8 protein-coding genes and 1 other RNA gene are annotated in these 14,599 nt (G+C 54.5%); 8 read left to right on the top strand and 1 reads right to left on the bottom strand.

Translation table 11 applies throughout. The annotated features are described in order from the left end of the window. The first annotated feature begins 1 nt into the window (after nt 1). The 6 genes from WBJ47_RS02150 (at nt 2) to recR (ending at nt 9,104) form a co-directional block, all read left to right on the top strand. Complete coding sequence (locus WBJ47_RS02150) at nt 2–2,725, top strand: PD-(D/E)XK nuclease family protein (protein WP_422245172.1); 2,724 nt, start codon at nt 2–4, stop codon at nt 2,723–2,725. Further along, a complete protein-coding gene (locus WBJ47_RS02155) occupies nt 2,718–6,047 on the top strand; it encodes a UvrD-helicase domain-containing protein (protein WP_422245055.1) in 3,330 nt (1,109 codons plus the stop codon). The genes WBJ47_RS02150 and WBJ47_RS02155 overlap by 8 nt, the downstream gene beginning before the upstream one ends. A 28-nt stretch (nt 6,048–6,075) precedes the next feature. Next, nucleotides 6,076–6,173: signal recognition particle sRNA small type (gene ffs, locus WBJ47_RS02160), an RNA gene on the top strand. 29 nt (nt 6,174–6,202) lie between these two features. Beyond that, nucleotides 6,203–8,122 (top strand): DNA polymerase III subunit gamma/tau, encoded by a 1,920-nt coding sequence (gene dnaX, locus WBJ47_RS02165; RefSeq protein WP_422245053.1) that lies wholly within the window; start codon nt 6,203–6,205, stop codon nt 8,120–8,122. A gap of 45 nt (nt 8,123–8,167) precedes the next feature. After that, nucleotides 8,168–8,494, top strand: a complete 327-nt coding sequence (locus WBJ47_RS02170; RefSeq protein ID WP_422245052.1) for a YbaB/EbfC family nucleoid-associated protein — start codon at nt 8,168–8,170, stop codon at nt 8,492–8,494. Between the two features lies 1 nt (nt 8,495). Then, nucleotides 8,496–9,104, top strand: coding sequence for a recombination mediator RecR (gene recR / locus WBJ47_RS02175; RefSeq protein WP_422245050.1), 609 nt, complete (start codon nt 8,496–8,498; stop codon nt 9,102–9,104). A gap of 33 nt (nt 9,105–9,137) precedes the next feature. On the opposite strand, the gene tal is transcribed toward recR, so the two are convergent. Next, entirely contained in the window at nt 9,138–10,091 is a 954-nt protein-coding gene (tal, locus tag WBJ47_RS02180) for a transaldolase (protein WP_422245048.1), read from the bottom strand. Nucleotides 10,092–10,216: 125 nt separating this feature from the next. Between tal and carA the strand changes: the two genes are divergently transcribed. Further along, the gene (gene carA / locus WBJ47_RS02185; protein WP_422245171.1) at nt 10,217–11,329 is read left to right on the top strand and encodes a glutamine-hydrolyzing carbamoyl-phosphate synthase small subunit; all 1,113 of its coding nucleotides are present in this window, start codon (nt 10,217–10,219) and stop codon (nt 11,327–11,329) included. A 9-nt stretch (nt 11,330–11,338) separates the two neighbouring features. Continuing rightward, a complete protein-coding gene (gene carB / locus WBJ47_RS02190) occupies nt 11,339–14,578 on the top strand; it encodes a carbamoyl-phosphate synthase large subunit (RefSeq protein ID WP_422245046.1) in 3,240 nt (1,079 codons plus the stop codon). The last annotated feature ends 21 nt before the right edge of the window (nt 14,579–14,599 follow it).

The following is a 14,599-nucleotide window of genomic DNA, read 5'->3' on the forward strand; positions in this document are numbered from 1 at the left end:
GATGCCTGCACTAAAAGATTTTCCTGCTACGGATTACACGCAGCTTTGTGGCTTGCCTGCACGTTCAACTGCTGTATTGACCGTCAACAATCGATTGACTCGAAGCGTGATTCAGTCTCTCGCGGCGCATCACGCGCGCACTGCAGAGATCCCACTGGTCGCACCCTGGTCCTCCTGGCTCACGCATGTGCTTGCACAACTTAGCTTTGAGGAACATATTCCTGCACCAGCGTATGTGCTGGATAGTTTTTCAGCACAAACACTTTGGACTCAGGTGATACAGGACCTCGAGACCGAGCGGCCACTGCTTGATATGAATCAGGCTGCCGCAGCAGCGATGCAGGCCGATGCCTTAATGAGCGAGTGGGAAATTGTGGTTGCTGAGGGCAATCACACGGAGGAGTTTTTAAGCCTTGAGCGTTGGCGTGATGCATATCGCACGCGCTTGCACGCGTTAGATGCGCTTGATCCAAGTCAACTCATCGAACGCATCATTTTGCATCTGGAGAAGCTTGCTGACGAGGCTGTGCAAAGCAAAGTATCGATGCCTGCACATGTTGTACTGGCTGGATTTTCTGAAATTTCACCGCGTATGGCGAGGGTGTTATCCGCCTTGTCGATGATGGATGTCTCGATCTCTGTCTTGAGTCAGGGTGATGATCAGCCAGGTCAAGTCAAGAGAATCCTGGCCGCGAATGCTCAGGCAGAGTGGCACGCGGCGGCGTATTGGGCGCGGCACCAGCTGATTCAGAATCCTGAAAAGCGTTATGCAATCGTCGCCGCTCAGCTGGATCGAGAAGTCCCTTATGCCAGGCGCGTGTTGGATCACATTCTTAGAGAAGATGTCGTTGAGCCGCTGGCATTTAACGTCGCGGTGGCTAGACCTTTGTCTGATTGGCGTGCGGGACGTGCGATGCTCGCCTGGTTGAGAACATTTGTCTTCATGAAAGACCGTAAGGGGGCCGAACCTGCGGAACTTGGTGCAGCATTACTGGCTGGCTATTGCGCGGGTGATTTAAACGAGATGGGGCTGCGCGCGCGAATTGATGCGCGTTGGCGTGACAGGCAGACAACGCGCGTGACCTTAGCGGGATGGTCGCGTGCCATTGAGCCACTTTTGATATTAGGACCTGCCTGGCAGTTGGCCTGGCAAAAGTGGCAAGACTTCCCCCGCCAAGCGGACGCTCAGACATGGTCGCAACTTTTTCGTACAACACTTTCCCTCATTGGCTTTCCTGGCAATACCCAGCAAAGCTCCGTGGCCTATCAGGTGACAGAGGCGCTGGACGTTCTGCTCGATCGATTCGCACGTATGAATCCGGTGTTAGGTGTTGTGAGTGCTTCCGAGGCATGGTCGTCGCTGAATCGCTTAGCGCGAAGCTCAGCTTTTCAACCACAACGTGATGCAAAAGCGAGGCTCGATGTTCTAGGTTTGCTCGAGGCGGAAGGCGGGAGCTGGGATGGAGTCTGGATTCTCGGGTTGACGGATGAGGTCATGCCTGCGACGCCCAAGCCTAATCCCTTTATTCCGCTATCAGCTTTGCGTGTTGCGCAGGCACCTCGTGCGACGCCAGAGCGTGAGTATGAGTGGGCACAACAAATTTACAAGCATTTAACCCACACTGCACCAGAAATCATGGTGAGCTCGGCCTCACAAGAAGGTGAGAGGGCTTTGAGGCCTTCGCCGCTCATTTCCAGTCTGACTCCAGTCGCTGATGTCTGGTCGCCCGAATCTCATCCACTCCATAAGCAGGATACCCTGCAAGAGTTGGTGGATGATCACGGACCCGCACTGCGCACGGCAGAGGTGACCGCGGGCGGCGTCAATGTTTTGGAGACGCAGTCTTGTAACCCGATGTGGGGATTTGTGCGTTACAGGCTGGGTGTGCAAGGTTTAAAACCTTATGCGACGCTACCCTCTAAAGCCTTACGCGGTATTTATCTGCATGCAGTGATGCAGCGACTCTGGGAAGAGTTGCGCACACAGGACAGTTTGATTGAGAGACGTGATCGTGGTGAGCTTCAGGGCTGGTTGGAGGCCCTGTTGCACGATGTCGCAAAGCAGAAACTTCAGGAATATCCTGAAATGTGGCAGCAACTGGAGGCTGAACGCTCTGCGCCAATCGTCATGCAATGGTTAGACCTTGAGTCAGAACGACAGCCTTTTACTGTCACTGAAATTGAACAAAAGCGCTTGATGACCATTGGTTCTGTTTCCAAACTCAAGCTTGAATTGAGACTGGATCGGCTTGATACGCTTTTGAGCGATGAGCGACAGGTGGTGATTGATTACAAGTCAGGTTCTAAATTACCGGATGTACTCAAAGACTGGAAGCAGTCCAGACTGTTGAATCTTCAGTTGCCGAGTTATGCAGCGCTAATGCTTAGCCATGATTCGTTTCACTCTGACGCTGAACACCTTGGTGCGTCAGCCGCAGAGGGTCTGGCTGGTTTTATTCTTGTGCAATTGCACAGTAAATCTGTTGCCGCGATTGGTTTGGTGGATGAAGATCTCGGACTCAAAGGTCCCAAGTCACTGAGTGACGCAAAATTTGATGATCCTAGTTGGGGCAGTGCCATGCAAAGACTACACGACGCAATCACGGGGCTTGCAGATGAGTTTTTACAAGGTGTGGCAATTAATCAGTCCTTTAATAAAAATGATCTGAAGTTTTGCGACGTTTTGCCGATATTACGTGTCTATGAGGAAGATCAGGATGACTGAAAAAATCCCTCATGATGCAGCTGTCCGCGCGCGTGCGATTGATCCCAGACAGTCCTTTTTAGTTCAGGCGCCGGCAGGTTCGGGTAAAACTGAGTTGCTCACGGATCGTATTCTTGCGCTCCTTGCGACGGTGAATCGCCCCGAAGAAATCGTAGCGATTACCTTTACGCGCAAAGCCGCGGCGGAAATGCACGAAAGGGTGTTGCAAAAACTGGTGGCAGGTCTGGCGGTCGATCCCCCCGACAAAATGCATGCGCGTAAAAGCTGGGAGCTGGCGCGTCTGGCCCTTGCGCGAGACCAGGAGATGGGTTGGCAAATCTTGCAACATCCCGCGCGGCTTTCGATTCGTACGATTGATGCTTTTTGCGCATCACTCGTGCGCACGATGCCTTGGCTGTCCTCCATGGGCGGTTTGCCAGGAGTGGTCGATGATGCGCGTCCGCATTATCTGGCCGCTGCCCGCATGACGCTGGACCTTGCTGATCAGCAAGAGTTTGTGTGCGTGACTGATTTGCTCAAGCATCTAGATCTGGATATCGAGGTCGCAGCGGATGCGCTTGCAGATATGCTGGGTCAGCGTGATCAGTGGTTACCTTTGCTCGAAAAAGGAGATGATCGCGACTTATTGGAATTGAACTTACAGACTGCGATTGAAGCGGATTTGTCCCGCCTGTCCTCGCTCATGCCGATCGGCTGGGCAGAGCAATTGGCGCCAGTCGCGCGCATGGCGGCTGCTGCACTGTCTGAAACGCATGCAGAGCACGCGCTGACTGATTTACTCGATTGGGAGGGAGAGTCGTTTGGCGCTGAGGTTGAGTACTTGGCGCAATGGCGCGCGCTGGCTGATCTCCTCTTAACGGGGAGTGGCACATTGCGGCGCGCCTTGAACAAGAACAATGGATGTCCACCGCAATCACAGCAAAAAAAATTATTGCAGGAATGGCTGGCTTCGCACGAAAGCGATGAGCCTGCGGCTTGGATTGAAAGATTATTTGCGATCGTTGAAACGCCTGACCCTGCATTTTCGGATGAACAGTGGCATATCCTGAGCGCACAAATAAAATGTTTGTGGATAGCTTCTGCTCAACTCATGGTGCAATTTGCACAAGCCGGTGAGGTGGACTTCATTGAAATCGCCAGGCGCGCAGATCAGGCGCTTGGGCGTTCGGACGATCCTTCGGAATTATTGTTGAAACTTGATGCCGGCATCAGGCATTTGTTGATCGATGAATTTCAGGACACGAGCCAGTCACAGATTGATTTGCTCAAAAAAATAACCTCTGGGTGGCAGACCCATGACGGCCGAACGCTTTTTCTGGTTGGCGATCCGATGCAGTCGATTTATCGGTTTCGTAAAGCGGATGTCGCGCTGTTTCTAAAAATTCGCGATCACGGCCTAGCGGATTTGCGCGTAGAGTCTTTGCAGCTGACCGATAACTTCCGCTCGCAAGCGGGCGTGGTGAATTGGGTCAACACGACTTTTTCTAAGCTGTTGCCTGCTGAGGATGAACCCGCAGCGGGTGCGATTTCTTATGCGCCTTCGCAGGCCTTTCATCCCTTGAGCCTGGATCCTGCAGTGAGTTTTCACCCTGTATTCGTACAGTCTGGCGCGAAAGCCGAAGCAGTGGTGGTGGACTTGGTACGCGAGGCGCTTGAGATGTATCCCGACAAGCAGCATCCTGTTGCCGTTCTGGTGCGCGCGCGGACGCATTTGAAAGAAGTGACGCAGTTGTTATCTCTGGCTGGCATTGCTTGCCGGGCGGTAGAACTCGTTCCCTTGTACAAGCGCCCGTTTGTGGTGGATCTGGTCCAGATCATCCGTGCCTTGAGTCACCCCGGCGATCGTGCTGCTTGGGTCTCTGTTCTGCGGTCACCCTATTGCGGCTTGACGCTCAAGAGCCTGCACGCCTTGGTGTCTGAGGATCGGCTGGAAGCGGTACCCGCGATACTGGAGCGTGCCTTAAAAATATCCTCAACGGGCAACGTCTGTCATGCAGAGCAGGTACTTGAGCCTGATGAGTATGCTCGCTTGATGGCGACTGCCCCGATATTACTGCGAGCATTAAAAGAGGATGATATTCGTCCGCTCGCCAACATGATTGAGCGGGTATGGCGTTTGCTTGGCGGTCCGGCTTTGGCACAAGGGGCCGGGGACTTGCAGGATGCCGAAAGAGTGTTTCAGCTAGTCGAGCAGATGGCACCATATGGTGGTCTTGATCTTGATGCCCTTGAGTCAAAGCTTGAAAAACTGTTTGCGGCACCGGATTCTGAAAGCCGTGCTGTCGAAGTCATGACGATGCACAAATCCAAAGGCTTGCAATTTGAGCGAGTCATTCTCTTCGGTCTGCATCATGCGCCACGTTCGGATCAAAGTCCGCTGGTGCGCATTGAGCAGATTGATGAGCACGTCATGTTTGGTCCGATCAAACCTCGGGCTAGCTCCGATGCTGATGTTTTTTCCAAATATCTCGGCTCACGTGAAAAGCGTCGCGCAGCCTTTGAAGTGGATCGTTTGTTGTATGTCGCTGCGACGCGCGCCAAAGAATCTTTACATTTAGTGGCAGAGGTCAAGCTCGACAAGAAAACCGGTCTGTTAGCGGATCCTGTTTCAGGAAGCTTGCTCGGACGTCTATGGTCGCATGTACAAAAACCTGAGGTGCCGCAAGGTTTGCAAATCCCCGATGAGGTCGCCTCGGATCGACCGGTCCTGACGGGGCAGCCACTCAGGCGCCGCCTACATATTCCGCCTGCGTTCCCGCTGCACCTTGATGCCCCGCGCAATGCTGCCTATGCCTGGCGCGATTCAACGACCTTCGATCGGGAGGTCGGCATTCTTGTGCACGCCTGGCTCGCGCACATTGGCGAACAGGGGCTGGCTGGCTGGTCACCTGAGGCAGTCCTTGAGAAATCCTCTTTGATTCATCGTCAGCTCACGCAGGCGGGTTTACCTGTTTCACAAGCTGGATTGGCTGTGACTGAGGTCACTGATACTTTGGTGGCGATGCTGACACGAGAGCGCGGGCGCTGGTTGTTAAGTCATCCGCAATCCTATCGGGAATGGACGTTGATGGATGCAGCTGGCAAGGTCTCCGTGATCGACCTTGCCCTCGCGGATGAGCAGGGCTGGTTGGTGGTTGACTATAAAACAGGACGTCCGGGTCAGGGTGAAGCTCATGTGAATTTCGTGCAGCGCATGCACGAACGGTATGCCCCCCAACTTGAACGATATTGTCAACAATTGACCGATCTTGATGGTCGAAGTGCGCGTGCAGCCCTTTATTTTCCAAGAGATGACCTTTGGATACCGCTCAATTCAGATTGATGGGGCAAGCCCTGCTAAAATCGAAGTTGGCGGGCCCCTTCGCATGGTTCGGCGGTCAATCTGGTCAGGTCGGGAACGAAGCAGCCACAGCCGTGCAGAATTAGTGCCGAAGTCAGGCTCGCCTCTTCAATTTCCGTCTCTGATCGGTAAAACTTATGAGCTATCTGGTCCTCGCGCGTAAATGGCGTCCTCGCTCGTTCGATACGCTGGTCGGTCAAGATCACGTTGTTCGTGCCCTCACGCACGCACTGACTACCCAGCGACTTCATCATGCCTGGCTGTTTACCGGCACACGAGGCGTGGGCAAAACAACGCTTTCCCGTATTCTGGCCAAGTCGCTCAATTGCGAGACAGGTATCACACCAACCCCTTGTGGTGTGTGTCAGGCTTGTACCGAGATTGATCAAGGGCGCTTTGTCGACTATTTAGAGCTTGATGCCGCGTCCAATCGCGGCGTCGATGAAATGACTCAGCTGCTCGAACAGGCGGTGTACTCCCCGAGCGCGGGCCGTTTCAAGGTCTACATGATCGACGAAGTCCATATGCTGACCGGTCATGCGTTCAACGCCATGCTCAAAACGCTCGAAGAGCCTCCCGCTCACGTCAAATTCATCCTGGCGACCACTGATCCTCAGAAAATTCCTGTGACGGTTCTGTCGCGTTGTTTACAGTTCAATCTCAAGCAGATGCCGGGCGAGGCGATTGTCGGTCATCTTGAAAACGTCCTCGGGCATGAGCAGATTCCTTTCGAGGTGCCTGCTTTGCGCCTGTTGGGTCAAGCCGCAGCGGGTTCGATGCGTGATGCCTTGTCGTTGACTGATCAGGCCATCGCTTACAGCGCCAGCAACCTCACCGAAGAAGCGGTGCGTGGCATGCTGGGTACGATCGACCAGCGACATCTCGTGCGACTGCTCGAGGCGCTGCAGTCTGGTCAAGCGCCGGCTGTGCTCGAAATCGCCGATGAGCTGGCAACACGCGGACTTTCCTATCGTGCTGCCTTGGCCGATCTCGCCGTGCTGCTGTCCCGCATTGCGATTGCTCAGCGGGTCAGTGCTGCTGTGGATGAGGCAGATCCGATCGCACTGGATATCCGCAAGTTTGCGACTTCTTTGCACCCAGATGTTGTGCAGTTGTTTTATACCGTTGCGGTGCACAGCCGCTCCGAGCTCGCGATTGCTCCCGATGAGTATGCCGGCTTTGTAATGGCTTGCTTACGAATGCTTTCGTTAGGTGGCTCGTCCGGTGTGCCGATGCCTGCGCCTGAGTCGACGTCTCAGCCAATGATTACGCCACCCTCCGTCTCTGCTGTAGCAACCTCGGCTGTACTCGCGCCCGCACCAGCTCCCGCGCCAGCGGCTGCGGTAGCTGCGGCACAGACTGCTGCGCCTGTTCAGGCTCGTCCAGCTGTGGTGACGACACCTCCGGCACCTGCAGTGACCGCACCCACACCCGCACCCGTTGCTGTTTCATCGCTACCTGCGCAGCCTCCTGAATCAGATTCGGAACCAGAGCCTGACGACGGGTTCGGTTTTCAGGACGCGGGCGAGCACGACGAGTATTCGTTGAGCGCAGCAGACTTTGAAAGAATGCATGTTGCAGAGGATGAGGAGGCCCTGGGCCTCAATCCAGCCACTCCCGCTCCCACTCTCGCGCCTGCCCCCTCGGTCCCCTCGGCGAATCAAGACACGATCGTCCTGCCAGAGCCTTGGGCCGCGTTTGCCGCCAAGCTCCCTTTGTCTGGCATGTCGGAGCAGCTTGCCAGACAGTCCGAATGCGTTGCCATATTCAAACAGCAATTGACCTTGCGGGTGCCGAGCAAGGCGTTGTCAGAGGGCGCACCGGTCGAGCGCTTGCGCACGGTGCTGAACGATTACTTTGGTTTCAAGGTCGAGCTGCTCTTTGAAATTGGGGCAGGCGAGGGCTCCTCTGCGCATGCCCTTGATTTAGTGGCGCAGCAAGCGCGACAAGATGCCGCCGAGGTCGCCATTGATCAAGATCCTTTCGTACAAGCACTGATTCAAGATTTTGGTGCCAAAATCGTGCCAGGATCGATTCGTCCAAGTCAGCTTAATTAGCGCGCTCACCATACCCATTCTTTAATTTATTTAGGAAATCCAATCATGATGAAAGGACAAATTGCCGGTTTGATGCGTCAAGCGCAACAAATGCAGGAAAACATGAAAAAGGCGCAAGACGCGTTGGCCGATATTTTGGTCGAGGGCGGTTCGGGTGGTGGTTTGGTCAAGGTCACCATGACTTGCCGTCACGATGTCAAGCGTGTGTCGATTGATCCGAGCTTGCTCGCAGACGACAAAGACATGCTCGAGGACCTCGTAGCAGCCGCCTTTAATGATGCATTGCGTAAAGCTGAGGCCACCTCCTCAGAAAAAATGTCGGCCGTCACTGCTGGCATGCCATTGCCACCCGGCATGAAACTTCCTTTCTAAGATGGAAAAAGTCGGCTCTGAGCCACAACCGCTGCTCGCGCTCGTGGACGCGCTCAAACGTTTGCCCGGCGTCGGTGTCAGAACCGCGCGCCGCATGGCCTATCACTTGTTGCAGCACGATTTGCAAGCAGCCGAGCAGCTGGGTCAAGCGTTGACAGATGCGGTCGAGCGCCTGCAGCACTGCGAGCAATGCAATGGTTTCACCGAGGTGCCCGTTTGTGCGACGTGCGAGCATCCTGAGCGTGATGAGACGTTGCTTTGTATCGTTGAGACCCCGGCTGATCAAAACTCGATTGAAGCGACCCACGGCTACACCGGTTTGTATTACGTGTTGATGGGGAGTCTTGCGCCGCTTGAGGGCAGAGGGCCGGATGAGCTGGATTTTGGGCGCGTCTTGAAAAGAGCGGGCAACGGCATCGTGAGCGAAGTGATTCTGGCCACCAACTTTACAGCCGAAGGCGAAACCACGGCCCATTACCTGTCAGAGTCGTTGCGCGCACTCGGTATTAAGGTCACCCGATTGGCACGTGGCGTGCCCGCAGGCAGCGAAATAGAGTACGTGGATGCCGGCACTGTGGCATGGGCGCTGATGGAACGACGTCCGACCTAAATCGTCGCCCACCTCAGTGCTGACCACCTGGCTTTAGCGTTGCGCGTCGATCAAAGCGTCGAGCTTACGCGCATCGGCCACAAATGCCCGAATGCCCTCTGACAGCTTTTCACTCGCCATCGCATCTTCATTCAACAAAAAACGGAAGCTTTGTTCATCGCAGGGCAGGGCTTGTGGCTGACTGGCGCGCGCATTTTCTGGCGTGAGTGAGGCCGCCAAGCTTTCCTGCGCGTCGTTCAGGCTGCCTAAAAGCTCAGGGCTGATCGTCAGGAGATCACAACCTGCGAGGGCCAAAATTTGACCAGTATTCCGAAAACTCGCACCCATGATTTCGGTCGTGATGCCAAAAAACTTGTAGTAGTTGTAAATCTTGGTGACTGACAGCACACCAGGGTCGTGACGGCCACTGCTTGCCGCCTCATCCCAGGCGCTGCCTTGTTGTTTTTTATGCCAGTCGTAAATGCGACCTACGAAAGGGGAAATCAGCTGAACGCGAGCATCTGCACATGCCACAGCCTGCGAAAGCGAAAAAAGTAACGTCAAATTACAGCGAATGCCTTCGGATTCCAATACGCGTGCAGCCTGAATTCCCTCCCAGGTCGCCGCAATCTTGATCAATACACGCTCCCGGTCAAAGCCTTCGGCCTCATACAGCGCCATAATTTGGCGAGCCCGATCAATGGTGGCGCGAGTATCAAAGGACAGGCGGGCATCGACTTCGGTTGACACGCGTCCCGGCACAATACTAAGAATTTCTTTCCCAAACGCCACCAATAAGTGGTCCACCAAGGCCTCTTTAGAGGCGTTCGGGTGCGCGTGCACACAGCGTGCCAGCATTGGGCGGTAGACCTCTTGCTGTACCGCCTTCAAAATCAGGGACGGATTGGTAGTCGCATCGGTCGGCTGATAGCGTTTCATGCTCTCAAAGTCGCCGGTGTCTGCTACAACAGTGGTGTACTTACGTAAAGATTCGAGAAGGCTGGCCATCGGGTTATACTTCCAAGGTTTGCTTACTAGATTTGATGCCGGGGTTAATTGTGCTGCCAAATATATTTGATGAAATTGAGCTTAAGAACCCAGGGTCTGGAACTAATTCAAGTGCCACTAAAACAATTGCTATTCTAGCGTTGGCTGATGGTACCGTGTTTCGAGGCATCTCGATCGGTGCCCCGGGCCATACGGTTGCCGAGGTGGTGTTCAACACCGCCATGACAGGTTACCAAGAGATTTTGACAGATCCGAGCTACAGCGGCCAGATTGTGACGCTGACTTATCCTCATATCGGCAATACGGGCGTCAACCTCGAAGACGTCGAGTCCACCAAAATCCACGCAGCTGGTCTGATTGTTCGTAACTGCCCCGCGCGGTTGTCCAATTTTCGCTCGACCCAGTCCTTGCCAGACTATCTCAAGTCGCAAGGTATTGTCGCGATCGCCGAAATCGACACCCGCAAGCTGACACGCATCCTCAGAGAGGGTGGTGCGCAAGGCGGTTGTATCTTTGTGGGCGATGATGCGGACCAAGCACTCAAGCTTGCTAAAGCCTTTCCAGGCATGTCTGGTCAGGATTTGGCCAAGGTCGTCTCTGCCAGCAAAAATGCCACATGGACAGAGTCCACTTGGCAGCTCGGCGAAGGTTTTGGCAAAAATGACAGCCAGACCCCTCACGTGGTCGCCTATGACTTTGGCGTCAAAGCCAACATCTTGCGCTTGCTTGCCGAGCGTGGCTGTCGCATCACTGTGGTGCCCGCCCAAACAACTGCTGAGCAGGTCCTAGCACTCAATCCGGACGGAGTATTCTTGTCCAACGGCCCGGGCGATCCAGATCCTTGCGATTACGCGATTGCCGCCACCAAGGTTTTCCTGGAGCGCAAGCTCCCGACCTTCGGCATCTGCCTTGGACACCAGATCATGGGCTTGGCTCTAGGCGCCAAGACCGTCAAGATGAAAACAGGCCATCACGGCTCCAATCATCCTGTTCAGGATCTGGCGACAGGGCGAGTGTTTATTACTGCCCAAAACCACGGGTTTGCCGTGGATGCTAAAACGCTCCCCGCAAATGCCCGTGTGACACACATTTCCTTGTTTGACGGCACCCTGCAGGGCTTTGCGCTCACGGACCGCCCAGCATTTTGTTTTCAAGGGCACCCCGAAGCCAGCCCTGGACCGCACGATATCGTGGTCCTGTTCGATCAATTCATGAGCCTGATGGCCGGTAAAAAATAAAGAGTCACCATGCCAAAGCGTACAGACCTAAAAAGTATTCTCATCATTGGTGCAGGCCCGATCATCATCGGTCAAGCCTGCGAATTCGATTACTCCGGCGCACAGGCCTGCAAAGCCTTAAAGGCTGAGGGTTACCGTACCATTTTGGTTAACAGCAACCCTGCGACCATCATGACGGATCCGGAAACCGCCGATGTCACCTATATCGAGCCCATTACCTGGCAAGTGGTCGAAAAGATCATCGAAAAAGAGCGCCCCGATGCGGTCTTGCCTACGATGGGTGGTCAGACTGCGCTCAATTGCGCGCTCGATCTCGACAAGCACGGCGTACTGAAAAAATACAACGTCGAGTTGATTGGTGCGAATGCACACGCCATCGAAAAAGCCGAAGACCGCCAAAAATTCAAGGTCGCGATGTCTGCGATTGGACTCGAGTCGGCTAAATCCGGTGTGGCGCACACACTCGAAGAGGCTTGGGAAGTTCAAAAGCGTATCGCGATTGAAATTGGGACTTCAGGGTTCCCTGCTGTCATTCGCCCAAGCTTTACCTTGGGCGGTAGCGGTGGCGGTATCGCCTACAACGCCGAAGAGTTTGAAACCATTTGCCGTCGCGGTCTCGAGGCCTCGCCCACCAGCGAGCTGCTGATCGAGGAATCGTTGCTCGGCTGGAAAGAGTTTGAAATGGAAGTCGTGCGTGATTGCGTCGACAACTGCATCATCGTTTGCTCGATCGAAAACCTCGATCCAATGGGCGTGCATACCGGTGACTCCATCACGGTCGCGCCTGCACAAACGCTGACCGACAAAGAATATCAAATCATGCGTAACGCCTCGATCGCGGTGTTGCGCGAGATTGGCGTGGATACCGGAGGCTCGAACGTACAGTTCGCCGTCAATCCCGATAACGGTCGCATGATCGTCATCGAGATGAACCCACGTGTGTCTCGCTCCTCGGCGCTCGCCTCCAAAGCAACGGGTTTCCCCATCGCCAAGGTTGCAGCTCGCTTGGCTGTTGGTTACACGCTTGATGAGTTGAAAAACGAAATCACCGGCGGTGCGACCCCTGCCTCCTTCGAACCGACGATCGATTATGTGGTCACCAAAGTGCCACGTTTCGCTTTCGAAAAATTCCCGACGGCTGATGCGCGTCTGACCACACAGATGAAGTCGGTTGGCGAAGTCATGGCGATTGGCCGCACCTTCCAAGAGTCCTTCCAGAAAGCCTTGCGCGGCCTCGAAGTTGGTGTTGACGGTCTCAATCAAAAGACGACTGATCGCGAAAAAATTCAGGTCGAGCTCGGTGAGCCCGGTCCCGAGCGGATCTGGTATGTAGGCGATGCGTTCGCTCAAGGCTTCAGTCTTGACGAGGTGCATCAGCTCACCAAAATCGACCCTTGGTTCCTTGCGCAGATCAAGGAAATTGTCGACATCGAATTGGCGCTCGAGCAGCGGACTCTGGCAGATCTGGACGTTGAAACACTCTTGCAACTTAAGCGCCGCGGTTTCTCCGATCGACGCTTGGCATTCCTGCTCGATACAGTCGAAGCCGAAGTGCGTAAGTTGCGCCATCAGTACAACGTTCGCCCTGTATACAAGCGTGTCGATACCTGCGCGGCCGAATTCGCCACCAACACTGCATACCTGTACTCAACGTACGAGCAAGAATGCGAAGCTGAACCCACCAATCGTAAAAAAATCATGGTGCTCGGTGGTGGCCCCAACCGTATTGGTCAGGGTATTGAGTTTGATTATTGCTGCGTACATGCAGCCCTGGCATTACGCGAAGATGGTTACGAGACCATTATGGTCAATTGCAACCCAGAGACCGTGTCGACCGATTACGACACCTCTGATCGCCTGTATTTTGAGTCACTGACACTTGAGGACGTGCTTGAAATCGTCCACAAGGAAAAGCCGGTCGGCATTATTGTTCAGTATGGTGGCCAGACCCCCTTGAAACTCGCACGCGCACTCGAGGCGAACGGTGCACCGATTATCGGTACCAGCCCAGAGTCCATCGACGTGGCAGAGGATCGCGAGCGTTTTCAAAAACTACTCAACAAACTCAATTTGCGTCAGCCGCCTAACCGTACCGCGCGTACAGAAAGCGAAGCCCTCAATCACGCCCAGGAAATCGGCTATCCCCTGGTGGTGCGTCCAAGCTATGTGCTGGGTGGCCGTGCGATGGAAATCGTGCACGAACAAACCGATCTCGAGCGTTACATGCGCGAGGCTGTCAAAGTCAGTAATGACTCACCCGTCTTGCTCGATCGCTTTTTGAATAACGCAATCGAAATCGACGTGGATTGCTTGTGTGACGGCCAAGAAGTATTTATCGGTGGTGTGATGGAACACATCGAGCAAGCTGGCGTGCACTCTGGTGACTCCGCTTGTTGCTTGCCGCCATACTCGCTATCCCCTGAGTTGACCGAGGAAATCAAGCGTCAAACCGCGCTGATGGCGCGCGCGTTGAATGTGAAAGGTTTGATGAACGTTCAGTTCGCCATCCAAAATGATGACGTTTACGTGCTTGAAGTCAATCCACGTGCATCGCGTACGGTTCCTTTCGTCTCCAAGGCTACAGGCTTGCAGTTGGCAAAAATTGCCGCACGCGCGATGGCGGGTCAGACATTGGCTTCGCAAGGCATTACAAAAGAAGTCGTGCCACATTACTTCTCAGTCAAAGAAGCCGTTTTCCCCTTCGTCAAGTTCCCCGGTGTGGATACGATTCTCGGACCCGAGATGAAGTCGACGGGCGAAGTCATGGGCGTAGGCGAGACGTTTGGTGAGGCCTTTGTCAAATCCCAAATGGCTGCGAGCGTCAATTTGCCTGAGTCCGGTACGGTCTTTATCAGCGTGAAAAATGCTGACAAGCCCAAGGCGGTTCATGTCGCACGCGGTCTGCATGCGCTGGGCTTCAAAGTTGTCGCGACACGCGGTACAGCGGCTGCGATTCAAGAGGCGGGGATTCCCGTGACCCTGGTCAACAAGGTCGCCGAAGGTCGCCCGCATATCGTGGATATGCTCAAAAATGGCGAGATTGCGCTTGTGATCAACACGGTCGAGGAGCGCCGCAATGCGATCACCGATTCACGTGCGATCCGTACCCAAGCCTTGGCAGCACGCGTGACCTACTACACAACGATCGCGGGTGCACTTGCCGCCGTTGAGGGTATGCAATACCTGCGTGAAGGTCTCGGTATCAAGGTTTACTCACTGCAGGACTTGCACCGCTCGCTCGCTTCTTAACCTCACCTTAGGCAGACTGGC

Source organism: Zwartia sp., assembly GCF_049655405.1.
GTDB lineage: Bacteria > Pseudomonadota > Gammaproteobacteria > Burkholderiales > Burkholderiaceae_B > Zwartia.

Coding starts and splice junctions, on each gene's coding strand:
- WBJ47_RS02150 (WP_422245172.1), top strand. CDS start 2: ATGCCTGCACTAAAAGATTTTCCTGCTACGGATTACACGCAGCTTTGT.
- WBJ47_RS02155 (WP_422245055.1), top strand. CDS start 2,718: ATGACTGAAAAAATCCCTCATGATGCAGCTGTCCGCGCGCGTGCGATT.
- dnaX (WP_422245053.1), top strand. CDS start 6,203: ATGAGCTATCTGGTCCTCGCGCGTAAATGGCGTCCTCGCTCGTTCGAT.
- WBJ47_RS02170 (WP_422245052.1), top strand. CDS start 8,168: ATGATGAAAGGACAAATTGCCGGTTTGATGCGTCAAGCGCAACAAATG.
- recR (WP_422245050.1), top strand. CDS start 8,496: ATGGAAAAAGTCGGCTCTGAGCCACAACCGCTGCTCGCGCTCGTGGAC.
- tal (WP_422245048.1), bottom strand. CDS start 10,091: ATGGCCAGCCTTCTCGAATCTTTACGTAAGTACACCACTGTTGTAGCA.
- carB (WP_422245046.1), top strand. CDS start 11,339: ATGCCAAAGCGTACAGACCTAAAAAGTATTCTCATCATTGGTGCAGGC.